The organism is Rhodococcus sp. H36-A4 (assembly GCF_027158005.1).
Lineage (GTDB): Bacteria > Actinomycetota > Actinomycetes > Mycobacteriales > Mycobacteriaceae > Rhodococcoides.
The window spans coordinates 475,469-497,972 of the sequence record NZ_JAPVLQ010000004.1; the positions used below are offsets into that span (position 1 = coordinate 475,469).

At 61.5% G+C, this 22,504-nt stretch carries 19 protein-coding genes and 2 tRNA genes; 11 read left to right on the forward strand and 10 right to left on the reverse strand.

From position 1 onward, the window contains the following. Positions 1–144: 144 nt before the first annotated feature. A complete protein-coding gene (locus tag O1W68_RS14060; protein ID WP_269304426.1) occupies positions 145–759 on the reverse strand; it encodes an IMPACT family protein in 615 nt (204 codons plus the stop codon). A 49-nt stretch (positions 760–808) separates the two neighbouring features. Next, on the reverse strand, positions 809–2,551 hold the full coding sequence (locus tag O1W68_RS14065; protein ID WP_269304429.1) for an ABC transporter ATP-binding protein: 1,743 nt from the start codon (positions 2,549–2,551) through the stop codon (positions 809–811). 169 nt (positions 2,552–2,720) lie between these two features. Here O1W68_RS14065 and O1W68_RS14070 point away from each other — a divergent pair, with 169 nt between their 5' ends. Then, on the forward strand, positions 2,721–3,146 hold the full coding sequence (locus O1W68_RS14070; protein WP_269304431.1) for a MarR family winged helix-turn-helix transcriptional regulator: 426 nt from the start codon (positions 2,721–2,723) through the stop codon (positions 3,144–3,146). A 12-nt stretch (positions 3,147–3,158) separates the two neighbouring features. Here O1W68_RS14070 and O1W68_RS14075 read toward each other — a convergent pair whose 3' ends face one another. Then, positions 3,159–5,222, reverse strand: coding sequence for a cytochrome c oxidase assembly protein (locus tag O1W68_RS14075; RefSeq protein WP_269304433.1), 2,064 nt, complete (start codon positions 5,220–5,222; stop codon positions 3,159–3,161). 182 nt (positions 5,223–5,404) lie between these two features. Here O1W68_RS14075 and O1W68_RS14080 point away from each other — a divergent pair. Both O1W68_RS14080 and O1W68_RS14085 read left to right on the forward strand, forming a co-directional pair. Further along, positions 5,405–5,477, forward strand: a tRNA-Arg gene (locus O1W68_RS14080). 62 nt (positions 5,478–5,539) lie between these two features. Then, positions 5,540–6,682 (forward strand): N(5)-(carboxyethyl)ornithine synthase, encoded by a 1,143-nt coding sequence (locus O1W68_RS14085; protein ID WP_442972358.1) that lies wholly within the window; start codon positions 5,540–5,542, stop codon positions 6,680–6,682. A gap of 109 nt (positions 6,683–6,791) precedes the next feature. Here O1W68_RS14085 and O1W68_RS14090 read toward each other — a convergent pair whose 3' ends face one another. Genes O1W68_RS14090 through O1W68_RS14100 form a run of 3 tightly spaced genes read right to left on the reverse strand, consistent with a single transcriptional unit; the run spans position 6,792 to position 9,409 of the window. Next, entirely contained in the window at positions 6,792–7,019 is a 228-nt protein-coding gene (locus tag O1W68_RS14090; protein ID WP_084344822.1) for a hypothetical protein, read from the reverse strand. A gap of 41 nt (positions 7,020–7,060) precedes the next feature. Then, complete coding sequence (locus tag O1W68_RS14095; RefSeq protein ID WP_269304435.1) at positions 7,061–8,245, reverse strand: fatty acid desaturase family protein; 1,185 nt, start codon at positions 8,243–8,245, stop codon at positions 7,061–7,063. A 51-nt stretch (positions 8,246–8,296) separates the two neighbouring features. Further along, positions 8,297–9,409, reverse strand: coding sequence for a ferredoxin reductase (locus O1W68_RS14100; protein ID WP_269304437.1), 1,113 nt, complete (start codon positions 9,407–9,409; stop codon positions 8,297–8,299). A 211-nt stretch (positions 9,410–9,620) separates the two neighbouring features. On the opposite strand from O1W68_RS14100, the gene O1W68_RS14105 reads away from it, so the two are divergent. Then, complete coding sequence (locus O1W68_RS14105; RefSeq protein WP_269304439.1) at positions 9,621–10,262, forward strand: TetR family transcriptional regulator; 642 nt, start codon at positions 9,621–9,623, stop codon at positions 10,260–10,262. Continuing rightward, positions 10,259–11,083 (forward strand): alpha/beta fold hydrolase, encoded by an 825-nt coding sequence (locus O1W68_RS14110; protein WP_269304441.1) that lies wholly within the window; start codon positions 10,259–10,261, stop codon positions 11,081–11,083. The genes O1W68_RS14105 and O1W68_RS14110 overlap by 4 nt, the downstream gene beginning before the upstream one ends. On the opposite strand, the gene O1W68_RS14115 is transcribed toward O1W68_RS14110, so the two are convergent. After that, the gene (locus O1W68_RS14115) at positions 11,080–12,402 is read right to left on the reverse strand and encodes an MFS transporter (RefSeq protein ID WP_269304442.1); all 1,323 of its coding nucleotides are present in this window, start codon (positions 12,400–12,402) and stop codon (positions 11,080–11,082) included. The genes O1W68_RS14110 and O1W68_RS14115 overlap by 4 nt on opposite strands. 132 nt (positions 12,403–12,534) lie before the next feature. On the opposite strand from O1W68_RS14115, the gene O1W68_RS14120 reads away from it, so the two are divergent. Genes O1W68_RS14120 through cmrA form a run of 3 tightly spaced genes read left to right on the forward strand, consistent with a single transcriptional unit; the run spans position 12,535 to position 15,935 of the window. Then, positions 12,535–13,062, forward strand: a complete 528-nt coding sequence (locus O1W68_RS14120; protein WP_269304444.1) for a PadR family transcriptional regulator — start codon at positions 12,535–12,537, stop codon at positions 13,060–13,062. Continuing rightward, a complete protein-coding gene (locus tag O1W68_RS14125; RefSeq protein ID WP_442972359.1) occupies positions 13,059–15,095 on the forward strand; it encodes an oxidoreductase in 2,037 nt (678 codons plus the stop codon). Before O1W68_RS14120 ends, O1W68_RS14125 begins: the two co-directional genes overlap by 4 nt. Before the next feature lie 36 nt (positions 15,096–15,131). Then, entirely contained in the window at positions 15,132–15,935 is an 804-nt protein-coding gene (gene cmrA / locus O1W68_RS14130) for a mycolate reductase (protein WP_269304447.1), read from the forward strand. 31 nt (positions 15,936–15,966) lie between these two features. On the opposite strand, the gene O1W68_RS14135 is transcribed toward cmrA, so the two are convergent. Further along, positions 15,967–17,706 (reverse strand): helicase HerA-like domain-containing protein, encoded by a 1,740-nt coding sequence (locus tag O1W68_RS14135; RefSeq protein ID WP_269304448.1) that lies wholly within the window; start codon positions 17,704–17,706, stop codon positions 15,967–15,969. A gap of 87 nt (positions 17,707–17,793) precedes the next feature. On the opposite strand from O1W68_RS14135, the gene orn reads away from it, so the two are divergent. From orn to O1W68_RS14150, 3 genes are all read left to right on the forward strand, one after another. After that, positions 17,794–18,396, forward strand: a complete 603-nt coding sequence (gene orn / locus O1W68_RS14140; protein ID WP_084344818.1) for an oligoribonuclease — start codon at positions 17,794–17,796, stop codon at positions 18,394–18,396. 86 nt (positions 18,397–18,482) lie between these two features. Next, a tRNA-His gene (locus tag O1W68_RS14145) sits at positions 18,483–18,558 on the forward strand. Positions 18,559–18,871: 313 nt separating this feature from the next. Beyond that, positions 18,872–19,615, forward strand: coding sequence for a M23 family metallopeptidase (locus tag O1W68_RS14150; RefSeq protein WP_269304449.1), 744 nt, complete (start codon positions 18,872–18,874; stop codon positions 19,613–19,615). Between the two features lie 43 nt (positions 19,616–19,658). On the opposite strand, the gene O1W68_RS14155 is transcribed toward O1W68_RS14150, so the two are convergent. Continuing rightward, positions 19,659–20,855, reverse strand: a complete 1,197-nt coding sequence (locus tag O1W68_RS14155; protein ID WP_269304450.1) for a L,D-transpeptidase — start codon at positions 20,853–20,855, stop codon at positions 19,659–19,661. 193 nt (positions 20,856–21,048) lie between these two features. Then, positions 21,049–22,494 carry a flavin-containing monooxygenase gene (locus O1W68_RS14160; protein WP_269304451.1) on the reverse strand — a complete coding sequence of 482 codons (1,446 nt, stop codon included), beginning with the start codon at positions 22,492–22,494 and terminating at the stop codon, positions 21,049–21,051. Between the last annotated feature and the right edge of the window lie 10 nt (positions 22,495–22,504).

Sequence of the window (22,504 nt, forward strand, 5' to 3'; positions counted from 1 at the left end):
CGGCAGCGCCGATCCGAGGACACCGACTTTGCCGTGAGCTCCGAGTGAAATGTGGTGGGAATCGGCATCTGTGGATAGATGTCCCGGTTGTGGACAAGGCGGTTTCCGACGGGGTTTCGGGCGTCAGTGTGTCGGTCGAGCGTGTTAGAGGAGCGCGGACTCCACATAGGTGTGCCCCACGACCTCGGGACGGGCCGTTCCCCCGGTCAGGCCGGCCAGCATGCCGATCATTGCGTCGACGTCCTCGACCTGAACCGTCATCACCGCACGAAAGCGATAATCGATGGACACGATGCCGACCCCCCGCGCCCGTAGTTCCGATTCGACTCGGCCGACCTCTGTGTAGTCCAGTTGGACCTGCAACAGTTCACGACGCTCGCGCTGCAGGAGTCGGGCGTTCTCGAGTGCGTGCGTGACCGCGTCTCCATAGGCCCGGGCCAGCCCGCCGGTGCCGAGTTTGACACCACCGAACCAACGAGTCACGACGGCAACGACATTGGTCATCTCACGCCCGAGGAGGACGTCGAGCATCGGGCCACCCGCAGTACCGCTCGGTTCTCCATCGTCGTTCGTCCGAAGGATCAGATTGCGTGGCACATCACCGACAACGAATGCCGAACAGTGATGTCGAGCAACCGGATTGGCCGAACGGGCTGTCGCGATCACAGCTCGCGCTGCTTCTTCCGACGGTGCGCGTTCGACCACCGCGAGGAATTTCGATCGCTTGATCTCGATCAGCGCCTCTGCGCCACGTTCCACTGTGAAAAACAATGCATTCCTCGCCTTCGCAATCGGGGGTCGCGACGGGTTACGCCGCAACCTGCTCCGAGTTCGCGGCTTCCGATGCGTGGACGAGCTCGGCATAGTGACTGTCCGACGCCATGAGCTCGTCGTGGGTACCGGATTCGAGGATTCGACCGCTGCCGAGAACTGCGATGCGGTCCGCGGATCGGACGGTCGAGAGTCGGTGCGCGATGAGGATCGTGGTGCGTCCCGCCATGAGTTCGTCGAGGGCGTCCTGCAGCGCACGCTCGGTCCGAGTGTCGAGTGCGCTGGTCGCCTCGTCCAGTACGAGAATCGGTGGGTTGCGCAGGACGGTCCTGGCGATGGCGAGTCGTTGTTTCTCTCCACCGGAGAACCGGTATCCGCGCTCCCCCACCAGCGTGTCGTATCCCTCGTCCAGCGCGGTGATGAAGTCGTGGATCTGGGCTACACGGGCTGCGTGTTCGATCTCGGCATCGGTTGCCTCAGGTTTGGCGAACCGGAGATTCTCGCGGATCGATGCATGGAAGAGGTACGTCTCCTGCGATACGACGCCGACGAGTTCGGCCACGGCCGTGGTCTGCAGATCCCGAAGATCGACGCCGTCGATGGTGATGCGTCCGGACGTCGGGTCATGAAGCCTCGCAGCGAGATACCCGAGCGTGGTTTTACCAGAACCTGTCGATCCGACCAGGGCCAACGTGCTCCCTGCCGGGACCACGAGGTCGATGTCGGTCAGTGTCGGTTGCGAGGCGACGGTGTACGAGAAGCAAACATTGTCGAATGCGACGTCGCCGCGTACGTCTTGCCTTGACAGAACCTTCGGGTTCTTCGGTTCGGCGATGTCGATCGGGAGGTCGAGATACTCGAATACCCGGCCGAACAATGCCAGCGAGCTCTGCACTTCGACGCCTGTGCCGAGCAGCTGCATGGTGGGGCGGAAGAGTTGGGTTTGCAATGTGGTGAACGCGACGAGTGTGCCCACGGTGAGTGCGCTTCCGTTTCCGATGGTCACGCCGGCGAACCAATACACGAGGGCGGGCATGATCGCGAAGCTGATCTGCATGCTGGCCATTCGCCATTTGCCGGCCATCATCGCTTTGAGTTCGACTTCGGCGACTTCGTCGGACCGACTGGCGAACCGATCGGTCAGAACGTGCGCGGATCCGGTGGTCTTGCCGAGCAGGATGCCACTGACGGACAGGGATTCCTCGATCTGGACGGAGAGTTCGCCGAGCAGTCTCTGTCTGGTGATGGAGATCTTTCGGCGCTCGTTGCCGATACGACGCGCTATCCGGACGAAGACCGGCAGGATCGCCAGGGAAAACAGGGCCAGACGCCAATCGAGCAGAAACAGAGCGACGACTGTTGCTGCCACGGTGGTGGCGTTCTGGGCTATCGACGTCGCAGTGTTGGTGACGACGGATTGCATTCCACCGATGTCGTTGGCGATCCGAGACTGTACTTCGCCGGTGCGGGTGCGGGCGAAGAAGCCGAGTGACTGCTTCTGTAGATGTGCGTAGACGGAGACGCGCAGATCGTGCATGAGCTTCTGGCCGACGCCGTTGGACATCCAGGTCTGCACGACGCCGAGTGTGTTGGTGATGATGGCGACTGCGATCATGCCGACTGCGATCAGCGTGACGAGTGTGACGTCGCGATCAGGGATGGCATGGTCGAGCAGTTCGCGGAGAAGTAGAGGTGAGGCCAGTGCGATGACTGCACTGAAGACGATGATCGCGGTGACGGCAGCGATTCGTGCTCGGTAGGGATGGAAGAGTGCAAGCACTCGGCCGACGGGAGCTGGATCGGGCGCAGGCCCCAGATCAGGTGATGAGGCGGCAGTTGGATTCGATTTCGTGAGTGGGCGTACCAAGAGGACCTCCAAGTTCGATGAACGACATAATACAGAGGCTACCTCATTATGAGGTTGTCAGCAATGAAGCTATGCTTCGGTCATGCTTACGGGAGACAGCCCGACCATCGCCGATTCGTTCATGGCAGTCGCACGGCGAATACGCCACACCCACATGAATGCGCTCGAGCCGTTCGGTCTCAATCCATCGCAATCTCGGGCCCTTCATGTCCTTGCCCGCGAAGGGCAACCGATGCGTTTACGCGCTCTCGCCGACCGGTTACGCATCGTGGCACGCTCGGCGACGGACATCGTCGACTCGCTCGAAGCCGCGGCCCTGGTGATCCGTGAACCGGACCCGCAGGACCGACGTGCCGTACTGGTCTCGTTGACAGACTCCGGGCGCACCCAGCTCGACGCCATCGACTCCGCACGTCGGGCTGTCGCCACCGAACTGTTCGACACGCTCGATGCCGAAGAACGCGAGCAGTTGGCTCGGATCCTCGACAAGATCACCGCGGCCTGGTGAGCTCGAGAAAAGTCAGAGTCCGCTTTCGCGATCACGCTTCGCCAGCTCGGCGAACATGGCGTTGTGGGCGGCCAGATCGGCGTCGTGATCGCGTTCGGCGGCACGATCGGAACGCGTCGCGTTGCGAGTGTCACTACGGGACCACTGGATGAGCAGCGAAAGCATGACCAGGACGAGCGGTATTTCGCCCGTCGCCCAGGCGATGCCGCCGCCCAACTGCTGGTCACCGAGCAGATCTGCGTTCCAGTCGAGGCCGAGGGAGCGGTAGAACCAGCCGCCCATCACCGTGGCCTCGCTCATCAGCGCCACGCCGAAGAACGCGTGGAACGGCAGAGACCCGAACACCATCGCGAGCTTGGTGATGGGCTGAATCGGTCTCGGCGAGGGGTCGACTCCGATGACCACCCAGTAGAAAAGGTAGCCGCTGAGGATGAAGTGTGCGTTCATCAACAAGTGAGCTGTGTGGTTGTCGAGGACGGCGCCGAAGATCCCGCCGAGATACAGCACGTAGAAGCCGCCGACGAACAGCACTGCGGCAACTATCGGTTGGGTGAGGAATCGGGACACTTTGCTGTGCAGACCGATCAGCAGCCATTCCCGCAACCCAGGAATTCCGTTCTTTCCTGCTGCTGGCAGTGCGCGTAACGCCAGCGTCAGTGCGCCGCCTAGCGCCAGCAGAACCGGAGCAAGCATCGACAGCGCCATGTGCCCACCCATGTGCACGCTGAACACCGCAGACGAGTACTTGCCGACCCCCGACGATGTGGCAACCAACAGGGTCAGGCAGCCGAGCATGAACGCAACAGTGCGGCCCATCGGCCACGCGTCTCCTCGTTTCCGCAGTCGACGGACACCGAGCAGATACATCACGGCGAGCAGTATCGACGCAGTACCGAAGATCAGATCGAATCGCCAGTCGAACGCCAGACGGGCGAAGGTCGGTGGTCCGTCCAGGTTGTAACCCAGCGCCGCCTCGGTGAGCGAAAGATTCGGATCGATATCCGAAGGCGGAGGTGTGCGGCCGAGTCCGACGGCAAGGCCGATCGTCGCAGCGAAGACGAGCACCTCACCACCCGCGAATCGGATGAGTGCTCCACGAGACTCGGGATCGGCAGCCAGGGCGGGAAGCGACCTACGCCGCTGGATCCACCCGAAGAAGCCGAGCACGGTCAACGCCGTGATCTTCCCGAGGATCAGCAGACCGTAGGTGGAGTCGAACAGGTTCGAGACCGATACTCGGACCAGCGCGTTGATGACACCGCTGACGGCCATCACCACGAAACACACGGTGGCGATCGTGGAGAATCTTCGAGTCGCGACATCGGTGTGCGCGCCCTTACGCCGCGCGTGGGTCAGCACTGCGAAGAGCCCGCCCGCCCAGAGCGTCGCCGCAACGAGATGCAGGATCAGGCTGTTGGTTGCGTAGTCGTGCGATCCACCCGAAGACGAATGGCCGGTGGCAGCGATCGGCATCAACGTGCCGATCGCAAACACGAGAAGTAGAGGCGTCCACGACCACTTCAGCACGGCCCGCGACGCGATAGCCAGGAGCACCGCGAGGATCGCCGTCCAGCGCCACGCACTGGCGATCTCGACTTGTTCTAGTGCGACCCACAAGTTGCTCGGTTGGATCGCCGTGGTGAACGGTTGACCCGAGGTATCGGACAAGGTCAGCGGGACCAGTACCAGGGCACATGCGGCCCAGACGATCGCTGCCACAGATCCCGTACGGACCGCCCGATAGCCACCGACGTCGAGCACCCCGTTCTTCTGGGGCGGAACCAAGAAGGCCGCGAGCAAGAACGACCCGATAGCAATGGATACGGCGACCTCACCGATCGCTCGCACCGCAGGAAGTCCGTAGACCGTGGCCGGTCCTGGATCCGGAATGCCGAGCAGAACCAACGCGTCCGACGCAGACAGGGTCACTACCAGCGCCGCGACAACGCCGGCTATCGCGCCCGCGGCAACGAAGACGGACGTCGTCGCCGACCCCGGGACATCTTTGGACCCGGCCACTGCCGCGGCTCCAGCCGTGCTCGCGGTTTCGGTCCGATCCACTTCCGGTGCTGCCATGCCCTCCAGAGTAGGAGGTCCGCGCCGCGGCGGGAACGCCAGCGCCCGCAACTGCTACGAGCCGTCGTAGATCATGTGGCCTGCACCACGCAATCGAACCCCTCCGTGCGGATCACGGTGCAACACGGAATGTAGACTCATGCACCGTGCTCGGACGGATGCCTTTCCGCTGTCCGCACCACGCCTCCGTAGCTCAGGGGATAGAGCAATGGCCTTCTAATCCATTGGTCGCAGGTTCGAATCCTGCCGGGGGCACTTCCAGCCGAGGAGTGGGCACGTTGGCTTGTGGTTGACTGAGCTCAACCGAAGGGGCCATAGTGCACCAGCTCACCCTCGGCGTCACGTCACGGTCGAGTAAGCCGAACGAACGCCGACTTCCGATCCACCCACTCCACCTCGATCGCATCGCCGCCGACCTCCGAGCTCGAATGTATTTCGAAGCTGGGTACGGTGAGCCTTTCGGAATCTCCGACGACCATATCGGCACTCTCGTTGCCGGCATTCGTACTCGCGAAGAACTCGTCGCCGAATGCGATGTGATTCTGCTCCCGAAGCCACTTGCCGAGGACCTCGAGACGCTGCGACACGGTCAAGTTCTGTGGGGGTGGCCGCACTGCGTGCAAGACGAGAAGTTGACGCAGATCGCTATCGATCGCAAGCTCACCCTCATCGCGTTCGAGGCGATGAATCATTGGACCTCGGAGGGCTGGTTCAATCTTCACGTCTTCCACAAGAACAATGAGCTCGCCGGATACTGCAGCGTCCTTCATGCGATGCAGCTCGTCGGGGTGACCGGGGACTACGGCCGCCGACTTCGCGCTGCAGTCATAGGTTTCGGAGCAACTGCTCGCGGCGCTGTCACGGCACTCAACGCGCATGGCATTCACGATGTGGACGTCCTCACCCAGCGCGGAGTAACCGCTGTCAGCTCACCCATTCATTCCGCACGCATCGTCAACTTCGACTTGGACGGCGACAATCCGCGCCGCAGCCGCGCCTTGACCGAAACAGGCAGGGTGCCACTGTCCGAGTTCCTTGGCGATCACGACATCATCGTCAACTGCGTACTGCAGGACACCAACGCGCCGTTGACATTCCTGATGAACGACGACTTACCGTCGATCAATCCGGGAACGCTCGTTGTCGACGTGTCGTGCGACGAGGGAATGGGGTTCGAATGGGCCCGGCCGACCTCGTTCACCGATCCCATGTTCACCGTCGGCGACAACGTTCGGTACTACGCAGTCGACCACAGTCCGTCCTATCTTTGGGACTCCGCTACATGGGAAGTCAGCGAATCGCTTCTCCCCTATCTTCGTATCGTTTTGGACGGGCCTGCGTCGTGGGACAGTGACGAAACGATAAGGAAGGCAATCGAGATTCGCGAGGGCGTAATTGCCAACCCCAATATCCTTGCGTTCCAACATCGCAGTCCCGAGTACCCACACCCCGCCGTGTAGGCCATTGCCGAAATTTTCCGAGTACCGCCGCGCGTGCGGTGTGGTCGTGCGGCCTGGTGGCCTGGTGGCCTCCCTACGTGTACTTCAGGTTTCACGTAGGGAGCGACCCTCAGCGGCTCTCGAACTCTCCGTTGATGACGGTGCCGCCCGGTGAATCATCTCGGGCCTTGCGTGCAGCCTCACGCATTTCGACACCGTCGGAGACCCAGTCGCCGATCTCGCGAGTCACATCGCGCACTGCCCCGGCGATGATGACCGCGATCTTGCCGACGTGCGTGGCTGCGGACTCCGTCAATTCTTGAACTGTGTCCTTGTTGCGCTCGAACTTCCCTACCACCTCTGGCCACCCCTGATTCGGTCGAGATTCGACTCCGGTCACTATGCAGCGACCTTCTTGCGCTCGACGATAACACCGACTGTCGGTTTCGAACCGGTGAGTGAATTGGGCAGAGCGAGCTTGAAAATCTTGCCCCAGACGGACCCGATCTGGTTGAAGAACCCACCGGAGTTGTACGGGAGTCCGTACTTTTCGCAGAGCGCTTCGACCTCCGGGGCCAACTCCGGGTATCGGTGCGCAGGTAGATCGGGGAAAAGGTGGTGCTCGATCTGGTGCGACAGATTGCCGGACATGATGTGGAACAGCGGACTGCCCTCGATGTTCGCGGACCCGAGCATCTGACGGACATACCACTCACCCTGCGACTCGTCGGACGTCTCGTCCTCGGTGAAGGTCTGTACCCCGGTGGGAAAGTGTCCACAGAAGATGATCGAGTAGGTCCACAGGTTCCGCATCAGGTTCGCCCCGAGGTTGCCCACGACCGTGGAGGCAAAGAATGGCCCGCTCAGCGCTGGGAAGATGACGTAGTCCTTGAGGACCTGTTTGCCCGCTTTACGCCACATGCCCGCAAGCAAGGGCTTGACGTCGTGCCACTTGCGCTTGCCCTGGACAACGTTCTCGATCTCCAGATCGTGGAGCATCACGCCCCATTCGAAGAGCAGCATCAGGAAGAACGCATACACCGGGTTACCGAGATAGTACGGATTCCACTTCTGCCCCTCGTCCATGCGAAGCAGGCTGTATCCGATATCGCGGTCCTTGCCGACGATATTGGTGAAGGTGTGGTGCATGTAGTTGTGCGAGTGCTTCCACTGATCGGCCGGGCATACCGTGTCCCATTCGAAGACCTGTGAGTTGAACTCCGGCTCACGCATCCAGTCGTACTGACCGTGCATGACGTTGTGCCCGATCTCCATGTTGTCGAGAATCTTCGACAGCCCCAGTGCACCGACTCCGGCCAGCCATGCCGGCGGCAGGAACGGTAGATACATCAGGGCGCGGCCAGTGATTTCGAGCCCGCGCTGCGCCTTGATGACCTTGTAGATGTACTCCCGGTCCTCGCTACCGAGCTTCGCGACGGTGCGAGCTCGCATCTCGTCCAGCTCGCGGCCGAGCTCTTGGACTTGTGCGTAGGAGAGCGTTGTGGGCACGGGTTGCTCGTGGGGCGAGTCCGAAGTACTCATGAATGGCAACAGGGACAACGATGGTGATGGAATTCCGAACATTGAACACTCTCCGTTTCGGATCGATGTGTAGCGGCATGCGCGGTGAACAGCTCAGATCTCGATGGCGACATCACCGACCGGCACCGAGACGCACAGCTGGATCTTCTTGTCCGGTTCACTGTCCGTCTCACCGGTTTTGATGTTCTGGGTACATCCGGATGTCTTGACCGAGGTGCAGGTGAAGCAAATCCCCATCCGACATCCGTATGCGGGGGTCAGACCCACCTCTTCGGCCTGCTCGAGCAGTGTCAGACCGGAGTTGTCACCGACCTTGCCGCTCTCGGTGAAGGACACCTCGCCTCCGACGTCGCCGGTGACCACTGCCAGGGGCGGCGTAAATTCTTCGAGGTGAAGACGGTCTTCGAGACCCAGGTCGGCATACACGTTTTCGACGCCACGCATCAGTCCGGGCGGACCGCACAGATACGTCTCGGCGTCCGCGTACCAAGGTGCGGCGGATCGGAGGTGCTCGGCGCCGAAGAAGCCGTGCAGATCGCCGCCCCGCTCCTGACCGGTGTAAGCGAACACGACGCGGATGTTGTCGTGTGCTGCTGCAATGGCGTCGAGCTCACTCCGATAAGAGACGTCGCTTTCGGTGTACGCGTAGTGCAAGAAGGTGAGGTCGCCGCTGTACCCCTCGTCCAGCAGCGTCCTCAACATCGCCAGCACGGGGGTGATTCCGCTACCGCCGCTGATGAGAAGCACGCCGGCCGGCCGAGGCCGTGGGAGGTGAAATACCCCGTCGGCCTGGGAAAGACTGACAACCAGACCCTCCCGCGCGTTCCGATGCAGGTACTGAGAGACCAGCCCCTCCGGATGCGCCTTCACAGTCAGTTCGATTCGACCGTCATCGCGATACTGGGAGCAGCTCGGCGAGTAACAGCGCGTGTGGCGGACACCGTCGATGACGACCCCGACCTGCACGAATTGACCTGCTTCGAAACCACGCCACTGCTGCGTCGGGCGCATCGTCAGGGTCACCGTGTCTCGGGTGGAACGATGCACCGCGGTGATTTCGGCGCGAAGATCGCGAACCGTGGTCATCGGGTCGACCAGTTCCAGATAGCGATCGAGCGCGTGCGGGGTCGCCATCGCCTCGAACAAGGACAACAGAGAGAAGGTGCTTGGCAGTCGCGGTCTTCGCGACTTCTGGTGAAGTGTCATCTCGCCTCCCGATAGCGGTCGAAACGGCAGAACCATTTCGGTGTACGGCTGTGCACTAGAATCAGTGTGGCAGATCGGCACCCCGAGCTGTCAACGTCAATGTGACGGCACCAACACAAACAGTCGTAATATGACGTGGATCACAAGCGCCTGAATAGACGGGCTCAGGACCGGGAGTACTCGCTCAGTGGACAGCCATAAACTCGAACCCGTGACAGAACCGGGCACCCGAGCCGAACGCAAGGAACGCACCAGGCAGGCGCTCATCTACGGCACTCTCGAACTGCTGAGAGATCGCTCCTTCGCAAGCGTGAGTCTGCGCGAGGTCGCTCGATCTGCGGGGATCGTTCCTACTGCGTTCTATCGCCACTTCGCATCGATGGACGATTTGGGTGTCGCCCTGGTAGAGGATTCGATGCGAATGCTGCGACAGATGTTGCGCGACGCGCGGAAGGATCCGAGCGTCAAGAATGCGGCCGAGTCGTTCGCGATCTTGGTTCGGCAGATGCGTAGCCACGAGGAGCAGTTCCGATTCCTCTCACGCGAACGATACGGCGGCGTCACCGCAGTACGACAAGCTTTCGCGACCGAACTGCGGATGTTCGTCAGCGAGCTGACCGTCGATCTCGCCCGCATGCCAGGTCTCGCGACTTGGGACGCAACCGACTTGGAGATGGCCGCGGACCTCATCGTCTCCACGATGTTGACCGCGACGGTAGGCCTGTTGGAGATCGACCGGCCGGGAAGCCCGAAAGAACAAGAACTGGTGCGCCGCACCGAGCAGCAAGTTCGCCTCATCGTGCTCGGCATGGGATCGTGGAATCCGCGACACCGAGCGGAAGGAAACCGATGACCATGGAGACCGTCCCGATCGAAGACCTCGTGTTCGACGTTCGGGTCGAGGGTCCCGACGATGGAACACCGGTCGTCCTGCTGCATGGGTTTCCGCAGACATCGCTCTCTTGGCGAGAGGTAGCGCCTCGCCTGCATACCGCCGGTATGCGCACACTCGCCCCCGACCAGCGTGGGTACTCCCCTGGAGCGAGGCCATCGGGTGTCGCGGAATACACCTCGGACAAACTTGTCGCCGATGTTCTCGGGTTGCTCGATGCGTTCGATCTAGAGTCGGCACACATCGTCGGCCACGACTGGGGCGCGGCCGTGTCATGGCAGCTGGCCGCGCGACATCCTGAGCGAGTACGTTCTCTCACTGCAGTTTCGGTGCCGCACACAGCCGCGTTCGGTCGGGCTCTGCGCGAGGACGAGGATCAGAAGGCGCGCTCGAGCTATATGCAATTGCTTCGCGTCGAAGGAAAAGCCGAACAAGTACTCATGGAGCACGACGCCGCTCGATTGCGTGCCATGTTCGGCAGCAGCTGTGCTGTCGACAGCTATGTCGAGCACCTCAGTGGACCCGGCGCTCTGACTGCAGCCCTCAATTGGTACCGCGCGATGACGAGCGACTTCGGTCGTCTCGAATCCGTCCAGGTCCCTACTACTTACGTGTGGAGCAATCAGGATTCTGCGATCGGCCGCGCTGCCGCGGAACGGTGCGCAGAGTTCGTCGACGCCGACTACACCTTCGTCGAACTGGACGGCATCTCGCACTGGGTACCCGAGGAAGCTCCCGAGCGGCTTGCGGACGAGATCTGCGCACGCGTCTCCTCGAACTAGACCTTGTCCGGCGCCTTAACTGCCAGAAGCGCACCGAGGCCGAGCGCGAGAACCACGAGCAGACCACCGATCCCGGCGCGGTCCGAATCGAAGAGCCATACGAAGAGTCCGAACAAGGTCGGCGCTAGGAACGACACTGCTCGGCCCGTCGTAGCGTAAAGGCCGAAGAATTGTCCTTCCCGCCCTGGCGGGGCCAATCGCGCCAGGTAGGTACGAGAGGAAGATTGCGCGGGTCCGACGAACAGGCACAGGACGAGACCGAAAACCCAGAACATCAGTGGGCCGGACACGAAGAGCAGCACGACGCCCGCGAAGATCATCGACGCGAGCGAGACGACGATGACCGTTTTCGGGCCCACCCTGTCGTCGAACCGTCCGGCACTGATCGCCCCTAGTCCAGCGACCACGTTGGCCGCGACGCCGAACAACAACACGTCTGCCGTTCCGATGCCGTACACGCTCACTGCGAGCACCGCGCCGAAGGTGAAGACCCCGGCCAGACCGTCACGGAACAACGCACTTGCGGCAAGAAAATAGACACTGCGCCGATCCACCGACCACAGTTCACGGAGATCCCGAAACAGCACCTTGTAAGACTCGGCAATTCCTGCTTTGGCAGCGTCCGGATCAGCACCGGTGGGCGGCAGTTCCGGCACCGCGAGGAAAACCGGAATGGCCGATATGGCGAACCACACGGCTGCTAGAAGGGCGACGAAACGGATGTTCAGCCCGCCGTCGGTCGTCAGACCGAACAGGCCGCGAGTGTCTCCATCTCCGGTGATGAAACCGAAGTAGCAGATCAGCAGCAGCACGATGCCACCGAAATAACCCATGGACCAACCGAATCCGGAGACCCGACCGATGTTCTGCGGCGTCGAGACCTGACGAAGCATCGAGTTGTACGGAATACTGGCCAATTCGAAGAGAATCGAACCGAAAGCCAGCAGTACCAAACCGAGCCACAGATAGTGGTAGTCGTCCTTCACGAAGAACAAGCCCACCATACTGAGAACGGTCAAACCGGTGAAAATTCCGAGGGACCGCTTTCTTCGCCCTCGGGCGTCGAACCGCTGCCCGGAGATCGGGGCCAGGACCGCAATGAACACCCCAGCCAGGCCGATCGACCAACTGAACCACGAGGTCGCCGAAATGGAACCCGGCAAGTCATCGCCGACCGCGTCGGTGAGATAGACCGAGAACACGAAGGTCAGGATCACCGCATTGAACGCGGCCGATCCCCAATCCCATATCCCCCAGGCGAATACCTGCTTTCGGGTCGTCGCGACGCCGACGACGGCGGCATTCGCCTGTGCACTCATAGCGGAAGCCTAGGCGAGCATGCCGCGTCGGGCGTCCCACTCGGGTATCGAGTCCATGTGGGACGTCCGGCCGAAAGTGCATCAACTATGCACTTAGTTGCATAAGCACTTCGTTGCATACATACTCCGTGAGTGGCACTCGAACACGCACTACTGGTCTCCCTCACCGAACTGTCGGGATCGGGGTACGAGCTCGCGCGCCGATTCGACAAATCGATCGGCTTCTTCTGGAGTGCGACCCATCAGCAGATCTACCGAGTACTGACGCGAATGGACGGCGTGGGTTGGGTGGTCGGCACCGCGGTGGCCCAGGAAGGACGACCCGACAAAAAGGTCTATTCCGTCAGTGCCGAAGGGAAGGCGGAACTCGACAGGTGGATCGCCGAGCCGACCGACCCCGCAGTTCTCCGAGACGAGCTGGCTGTGAAGATCCGCGGCGCCGCCCTCGGTGACGTCGCGGCACTGAAGGTGGAAGTACGACGCCATCGCGACGTGCACGTCGAGCGCCTGCAGTTGTATCGATTGATCGAAAAACGTGATTTCCCCGCTCCTGCAAGTCTTGTCGGAGCGGCCTTGCACCAGTACCTGGTGCTCCGCGGTGGAATTCGAGTCGAGGAAGGCTTTGCCGAATGGTGCGAAGAAGTGTTGGAGAAGCTGTGAATACAACCGGTCGGTACCCAATCCTGTTGTCTCCGTTGAGGGTCGGTACGACGACGTTGAAGAACCGCGTCATCATGGGATCGATGCATACCGGGTTGGAGGATCGCCGCCGCGATACGGCCCGGCTCGCCGAGTATTTTGCCGAGCGCGCGAGAGGCGGCGTCGCACTGATCATCACCGGTGGATATGCACCGAACCGAACCGGCTGGCTGTTGCCGTTCGGAGCCAAACTCACCAATCGGATCGAAGCCCGACGGCACCGACGCATCACCGACGCAGTGCATCGTGAAGGTGGGAAGATCGCCCTGCAGATCCTGCATGCCGGCCGCTATTCTTACCAGCCCTTTTCCGTATCGGCGTCGTCGATCAAGGCTCCCATCAACCCGTTTCGACCGAGAAGACTATCTTCGCGAGGGGTTCGATGGCAGATCCGTAACTACGTACGCTGCGCGGTCCTGGCACAGTCGGCGGGGTACGACGGTGTCGAAATCATGGGTGGCGAAGGCTATTTCATCAATCAGTTCCTCTCCGAGCGAACCAATCGTCGCCGCGACGAATGGGGTGGCAGCCCGGAGAATCGCCGACGGATAGCCGTGGAGATAGCGAAGAAGATACGCGCCGCGGTGGGTGCGGACTTCCTGGTCGTGTTCCGCCTGTCGATGGCCGACCTGGTCGAGCGCGGGCAGAGCTGGAACGACATCGTCGCACTCGCGCAGGAGCTGGAACATGTCGGAGTCGACATGATCAATACCGATATCGGCTGGCACGAATCGCGGGTCCCGACCATCGTCACCTCGGTACCCCGCGCCGCATTCGTGGACATCACAGGAAAACTCGACAAACACGTCGGGATCCCGGTGGCCGCATCCAATCGCATCAACATGCCGGAGACAGCCGAAGCGATTCTTGCGCGCGGGGAGGCCGAGCTCATCTCGATGGCCAGGCCGATGCTCGCCGACCCGTTCTGGGTGCGCAAGGCCGAGGCCGACGCTCCCGGCAGCATCAACACGTGCATCGCGTGCAACCAAGCGTGCCTCGACCACGCGTTCGCCCGCAAGACCGTCTCGTGCCTGGTCAATCCCCGAGCCGGGCGCGAGGTCGAATTGCAGTTGCTACCGGCACGAAAGACGAAGAAGATCGCCGTCGTCGGTGCCGGGCCTGCAGGGTTGTCCGCGGCTCTCGAATCGGCCCGACGTGGCCACGAAGTCAGTCTCTTCGAGTCACGCCCGCAACTCGGCGGGCAATTCGGCATCGCCGCGCTCATCCCCGGCAAAGAAGAGTTCGCCGAGACTATTCGGTACTTCACCAACTCCCTCCGCGAGCAGAACGTTGCGATACACCTCGGGCGCAAGGTCACCGCAACCGAGCTCCTCGCCGGCGAATACGACGAGGTCGTCGTAGCCACCGGCGTAGTCCCGCGAATCCCGTCCATCCCGGGTATCGACCATCCGTCGGTCCTGTCCTACGCCGAGGTTGTCGAAGAGGGCATGCACGTCGGTAAGAGGGTGGCCGTGATCGGTGCAGGCGGTATCGGCGTCGATATATCGGAATTCCTCACCACCGACGTCTCGCCGACGCTCGATGTGCAGGAGTGGAAGCAGGAGTGGGGCGTGACCGAACCCGAGGCCGCGCCCGGTGCGCTGACAACCCCGATTCCGGCCGCGTCCCCTCGCGAGGTGTATCTGCTGCAACGTAAGAGCGGAAAGATCGGGGCCGGACTGGGCAAGACAACCGGGTGGGTTCACCGCGCAGCATTGAAGGCCAAGGGCGTGCACGAATTGTCGGGAGTGAACTACGAACGTATCGACGACGACGGTCTACATATTTCCTTCGGTGAGAAGCACGAACAGCCTCGAACTCTCGAGGTGGACACCATCGTTGTCTGCGCAGGCCAGGAGTCGGTCCGTGACCTGGTAGACGAATTGGCCGCGTCGGCTATGACGACGCACGTCATCGGTGGCGCGGACCTCGCCACCGAACTCGACGCCAAACGTGCAATCGAGCAGGCCACCCGGCTTGCGATGAGCATCTGACGAGCCGAGGGCGCCGCTGCGCTAGCCTGTCTCATCGTGAGCCTGCCCAGTCCTTCCCCTGATGCCCGTGCCGTCGTCACCGGCGCCTCCTCCGGAATCGGAGAGGCCCTGGCCACCGAGTTGGCGAGGCGAGGACACTCGCTTGTCGTCGTTGCTCGTCGCGGTGAGTTGCTCGAAGCGCTTGCGACGAAGCTTCGCACCGACCACGGCGTGACGGTCGACGTTCGCGTCGTCGATCTCGCGGATCGTGTCGCTCGTGCGTCCCTGTCGACCGAGCTGTCCGGGCGTCCGATCAGCGTCCTGTGCAACAACGCTGGAATAGCGACGTTCGGCCCCCTTGCGCAGCTGGACCCCCAGTACGAGCGCGATCAGGTCGAGCTCAACACCGTTGCGGTGCATGATCTTACGCTCGCCGTCCTGCCCGGAATGATCGCGCGCGGCAGCGGCGGGATTCTCATGACGGGTTCAGCCGCGGGTAATATGGCAATACCGAACAACGCTACCTATGCGGCCTCGAAGGCCTTCGTCAACACGTTCTCCGAATCCCTGCGCCTCGAACTCAAAGACAGCGGAGTGCACGTCACACTCCTGGCCCCCGGGCCCGTCCGCACCGAAACACCCGATCCCGCGGAAGCGTCCATTGTCGACAAGCTGGTCCCGGGTTTCCTGTGGATCGACAGCACCTACACCGCGAAGTTGTCGCTCGATTCGCTCGCCACGAACAAAATGCGCGTAGTGCCTGGACTCCTCAGCAAGGCCATGTCAGTTGCAGGCCAATATAGCCCGCGTGCAATTTCCGCTCCGATCATCGGAGGCTTCTACAAGAAGCTCGGCGGGTAGAAGGCTGCAGCTCCCGCAACGATGCCGGACGTCAGCGCTTACGCCGCCGCCCGGTACCGAAGATGCTCCGCGATATCTCGCGGCCTGCCGCGGACGCCGCAGATCGCAGGAAGCTCTTCACTGCCGGATTGTCCATGATGCGCTCGGCGGCCGACGGCCCTTGCGGTTCCACTCGCGGCAAGTCCGGTAGGTCCACCGGGAGTGGCGGTATGTCCAGGACCGGGTCCGAGTTCGGGGCGTCGGACACGCGCGCTTGAAGGCGCTCGTAGGCGGAGTCGCGGTCGATCGTCGCACCGTATTTCGAGGACAACGTGCTGGCCGCGGCGGAGGCCGAGATCGCGTCGTTGCCGACAGTGTCCATCATTGAGCGCGGTGGGCGAATCTTTGTCCACGCCACCGGCGTCGGGGCACCTTTCTCGGAAAGCACAGTCACAATCGCTTCGCCGGTACCGAGTGAAGTGAGGGCCTTCTCGAGATCGTAGGCATCGGTAGTTGGATAGGTCCTGACAGTCTTGTTCAAAGCCTTCTGATCGTCAGGTGTGAACGCGCGCAACGCATGTTGAATTCGTGCGCCGAGCTGAGAGAGGACCTCGTTGGGAATGTCCGTCGGGAGTTGGGTGCAGAAGATCACGCCGACACCCTTGGATCTGATGAGCTTGACTGTCTGTTCGACCTGATCGAGAAACGCCTTGGACGCATCGGCGAACAGCAGGTGCGCCTCGTCGAAGATGAAGACCAGTTTGGGCTTGTCGATGTCCCCCACTTCGGGCAACGTCTGGAACAAGTCGGCAAGAACCCACATCAGGAATGTGGAGAACATGACAGGTCGCGACGCCTGAGCGCCGAGTTCGAACAGCGTCACAATCCCTTTGCCGTCACTGTCGACACGCAACAGGTCCTCGGTCTCGAGTTCGGGTTCACCGAAGAACGTGTCGCCGCCGGCGGCCTCGAGATTGACGAGCTCGCGGAGGATGACTCCGGCAGTGGCCGCCGAGACTCCACCGAGGCCCCGGAGGTCGGCCTTCCCTTCGTCCGAGGTCAGGTGTGTGATGACCGATCGCAGATCCTTGAGGTCCAGCAGCGCCAGCCCTTGTTTGTCGGCCCAGTGAAAAATGAGTCCCAGGGTGGACTCTTGAGTCTTGTTCAGCTCCAGCACTTTACTGAGCAAGATCGGCCCGAAAGCGGTAATCGTTGCACGGACCGGGACACCGATACCACCGGTTCCGAGAGAAAGGAACTCCACGGGATAGCCCGTGGGCACCCAGCCCGATTCTCCGCAGTCGACGGCGCGGCTGCGTATCTTCTCGTTGTCTGCTCCCGGTACCGACAACCCGGAGAGATCACCTTTCACGTCGGCCATCACCACCGGAACTCCCGCGGCGGAGAGCTGTTCGGCGATGCCCTGAAGGGTCTTCGTCTTTCCGGTGCCCGTAGCGCCGGCCACCAAACCATGACGATTGAGTGTCGCCAGAGGAATTGCGATGCGAGCCGACGGGTCGCTGACGCCGTCGAGCATCACCGATCCCAGCTCGAGCACTGCGCCGTGCGATGCGTAGCCCGCCGCGATCGAGGAGGTCACGCCCACCGTCGGGGATGTCCCAGTCGCGTCTGCTGCCGCTGCTTCGATCGCCTCCTTCTCGGCGGCGTCCGCTGCTGCGGCAGCCTCTCGAGCAATTCGGGCTGCTTCGAGTGCGACGGCTTTGGCTGCCTTCGCCTTCTCTGCAGGCGTCGAGGGCACCCCACCGCCCGCCGCATTCGGATCGACCGTCATCTTTCGTCCTCCTTGACACAGCGCATCTGGCAGTTGATCACCACCGCAAACCTTAGCGGTGACGATGCCCGCACTAGGGTGTGTCTGGTGCAGGACAAACTTGTGTGGATCGATTGTGAAATGACCGGGCTGGACTTGTCGAAGGACAAGCTCATCGAGATTGCGGCGCTCGTCACCGACAGCGAGTTGAACGTACTGGGCGACGGTGTCGATATCGTCATTCATGCCGACGACGACGCGCTGGCCGGGATGCCGGACGTGGTGAAGAAGATGCATGCCAAATCCGGATTGACCGAGGAGGTGCGTGCATCCTCGGTCACGCTGGAAGAGGCGCAGCGTCAAGTACTCGCGTACATCCGCGAGCACGTCCCCGTTGCCGGGACAGTTCCCTTGGCCGGAAATTCGATCGGCACCGATCGCGGCTTCATCGCACGCGATATGGGTGACCTCGATACCTACCTCCACTACCGAATGATCGATGTCAGTTCCATAAAGGAGCTCGCCCGTCGGTGGTACCCGCGCATTTATTTCGGTCAGCCGACGAAAGGTCTGGCCCACCGTGCGTTGGCAGACATCGAAGAGTCCATAAAGGAACTGAAGTACTACCGCCAGACCGTGTTCGTAGCGCCTCCTGGGCCCTCTACCAGCGACATTGCTGCAGTTGTAGAGGGACTCGACACGCAGTCCTGATACCGATTGGCAACCGACGATTCGAACCGCTAGTATTGTCATCGCTGCTGAAACAGAACCCGGGAGGGTTCGGTCCGGTAGCTATGGTGGGTGTAGTTCAGCTGGTAGAGCACCAGGTTGTGATCCTGGGTGTCGCGGGTTCGAGTCCCGTCACTCACCCCATAGAAGCACGAAAGCCGGTCTCCACACGGAGGCCGGCTTTTTTGTGCGTTCTGCATCCAATTGTTCTGCGTTCATCACGAAGTCGCGGCGGAAGTGCATCGAACGAGTAGCGAATTACGTTGTTGTAATTCATCTTTCGAGTGTCGCATGGGGTTCATGTGACGTACGGTTGCAAATGGCACTTTTGGGGAAGAAAAGTACCAACGTGAAAGCTGTGACTTAAACCGTTGATTCGACGCGCCCCGAAACGTGCCACCCGTCGTTCGAAGCCCATCAGGGATACCAGCCGGGCAGAGACTAGGAGGCAGTTGCAGTGGGTCGAAAAGTTCACAGAGCGATCGCGGGTTCGGTGTTGTCGGCGGCGTTGTGCATCGGTTCCGCGGGTCTGATCGATCCGGCCACGGCTACGGCGCAGCCGACCATCGACCTGCCCGTACTCCCCATCCCGCAACCCGACGCTCAGCAGCGAGCAGCAATCCTCTCAGCGGTACTCGACGCCACCGGCGTGCTGATCAACGAGGTCGCTGCGGTGATTCTCGATTCCGACTTCGGGCCGGCACCCGACACGAGCACGCCGTCCGCTCCCGCAGTCGTTCTCGCTCCCCCGTCGGTCGGCTTGGGCGGAGCGATCCTGCCCTTGCCCGCGCGCAGCTACGAACTTTCTTCGGACTACGGCAGCAGGAACAACCCGACCGGAAACGGCGGCCAATTCCACCAGGGTGTGGACTTCGCTGCCCCGTCTGGCACCCCGATCTACGCCGTGAACGGCGGAACCGTCGAACAAGCGGGTGATGCGGGAGACGGCTACGGCAATCTCGTACGGGTCAAGAGCGGAAACACGGTGACCTATTACGGGCATCAATCCGTGATGAACGTCGACGTCGGCGACACCGTTGCGCCCGGCGATCAAATCGGTGAGGTCGGCAGCACCGGCAACTCGACTGGACCCCATCTTCATTACGAGGTCAGAAACAACGGCTCGAGCGTCGAACCGGTTGCCTACCTGAAGACGCTGGGAGTAGATCCAGCGAGGTACCAGAGCCTGGATGCACGCTGAGTCCATCGGGTGGGGTGACGCCAGGTTCGGCATCGACGACCCCTCACATGGAGTTGGCGTTGCCGGCCTTCCAGTCGCCCCAGGGGATATTCCAGTCGCCGAGGCCGTCGGTGCCGGACAGTGTGCCGCCGACAGTGTTCTGTACGACGACGATGTCTCCACGCTTGGTGTTGTCGTAGACCCACTTTGCGTTCGCCGGACTCAGATTGAGGCAACCGTGACTGGTGTTGGAGCTCCCCTGCTGGCCCACTGACCAGGGCGCCGAGTGGAAGAAGATACCGCTGTAGGACATACGGGTCGCCCAGTCGACGGGCGTGCGATAGCCGGAAGACGAATTCACCGGCACGCCGTAGGTCGATGAGTCCATGACCAGGTGATCGAATCGGTCGCCGATGATGTAGACGCCGTTGTCAGTGGGGGTACTGTCCTTCCCCATCGAGGTGGGCATCGTCATGACGTTCTGTCCGTTGACCGAGAAAGTGACCTGCTTGGTGTTGTCGTCGGCGGTCGCTACGACGGCGTCACCAATCGTGAACGACGTCGACGAGTTCTCCTGGCCGTAGATGCCGTCACCGAGATCACGGCCGTAGACGTTGACGGCGACATCGATGCGAGTGCCGGACGCCCAGTAGTTCTGCGGACGCCACCGAACCTCTTTGCTGTTGACCCAGTAGAACGCGCCTTCGACGGGAGGCGTCGTCGTTACCTGGATGGCGTTCTGCGCAGCGAGTTTGTCGGCGATCGGCTCGTCGAACTGCACCGCGACGGGCTGACCGATACCGACGACCGCACCCTCGTTCGGCAATACGTAGGCCTTGGTGAAGTTGCCGGGCTGATTGGTCGTGAAGTTGTTGACCGTTCGGGTCGCACCACCGATTCCGTACGCATCTGCTTGCACGCGATACCGGCTGCTGTACTCGAGCTGCTCGGTGTTCGACCAGGTCAGGCCATCGGGAGAGAGAATGCCTTCGATCGGCACGCCGTCCGAATCCATCACCGTGACGTCCGCGAGCTTGCCGTCCGCGACAGAGACGGTCACCGGATCTGCGGGAGAGAACCCGACTGCCCCATCGGCGACGCTCGAACTCACCTTGGGTTTCATGAGTTCGGCAATGGGGTTGGAGTCGATCGGAGCGCTTGCGGCCGTCGAACCCGTGGTCGAGGTCGTGCATCCCGACAGGACGATAGTTGCAGTCAATATCGCGACCGCGGCGGTCCCAATTCCTCGAGAGAACCTCATCAACGCTCCACTTCCACACACCGATTCGGGGCACGTACTCGGCCCGAAAGTCACGATTGAATGCTGCCAGGTCACAGCCCGGCTATCCACTCGAAATGCCGCACCTCGAGTAACGTTCGAATAACCAATCGCGTTGTGTCGGCTTCGTGTTACCTCACCGATCGCACCGGTGAGATCGGTGAGGAATCACCAGTCAGCGCATTCGCATGTTGTCGTCGACAAGTTTGCCGAAGCGCAACGAGGGAAGGTCTCTGAAATAGTTCATCCGCAGGCGCCACGGTGCAACCGAACCTTGCTTGGGAAAGGTGTCGACCGAACGCAGAACGTAGCCGGCAGCGAAATCCAGAAACGGTTCCTCTCCGACGTTTGCATCACGTTCGAGGCGGACTTCCCGGTAGCCCTTGCTGTCCATGTGTGCGAGAAGCCGCACGATGTAGTCGCACACCAGATCGGCCTTGAGCGTCCACGAGGCGTTTGTGTATCCGATGACGAATGCGAAATTGGGCACATCGGTGAGCATCATGCCCTTGTAGGCCATCGACTCGGTGATGTCGATCTTCTTGCCGTCGACCCGCAGGGCGACGTTGCCGAGGGCGACGAGATTCAGACCCGTCGCAGTGATGACGATGTCAGCGTCGAGATTCTCCCCGGACGTCAGCGCGATCCCCTTCTCGGTGAAGCGCTCGATGTGGTCGGTGACGATGTCGACCTTTCCCTCTCCGATGGCCGTGAACAGATCACTGTCGGGAACGAGACAGAGCCGCTGATCCCAAGGATCGTATTTAGGTGTGAAGTGGGTGTCGAGATCGTAGCCGTCGGGAAGCCAACCCTCCTGAAGTTTGCGAATCCGTTCCTTCATGAAATTCGGGTAGCGCTGACACAGCACGTACATCCCGATCGAGGTGACGGCGTTCTTCGTTCGAGTGACCCCGTAGGCCGCACGTGACGGCAAGTACTTGCGCAACGCCAACGCAATCGGATCCTTCGACGGCAACGACATGATGTAGCTGGGTGAGCGCTGAAGAAGCGTCACGTGGTCGGCGTCACGGGCGAGGTTCGGCGCCAACGTAATCGCGGTGGCACCGCTTCCGATCACGACGATCTTCTTGTCGGCGTAATCCAAATCCTCTGGCCACAACTGCGGATGTACGACGGTTCCGCCGAAGTCCTCGAGGCCCTCGAAATCCGGCGTGAACCCCTGCGCGTAGTCGTAGTAGCCGCTGCAACACATCAAGAACGAGGCAGTGAACACTGCAACCTCGCCTGATTGACCCACCTTCGCCTCGACCGTCCATGTCGAGGTCGCAGTAGACCATTCGGCCGACACCACTGTGTGATGAAACCGAATATGTCGGTCGATCCCGGCTTCACGCGCAGTGTCCTCGATGTACTCGCGGATGGATGCGCCGTCGGCGATGGATTTGTCGCCGACCCAGGGGCGAAAGTTGTAGCCGAGGGTGTACATGTCCGAGTCGGATCGAATCCCTGGATACCTGAACAGATCCCACGTTCCGCCGATCGCGCCTCGGCTCTCGAGGATGGCGTAGCTCTTTCCCGGCAACGTCGAATGAAGATGGTGCGCGGCCCCGATTCCGGACAGGCCTGCGCCGATGATGAGGACGTCGACTGTCGTGGTCATCGAGAAATAT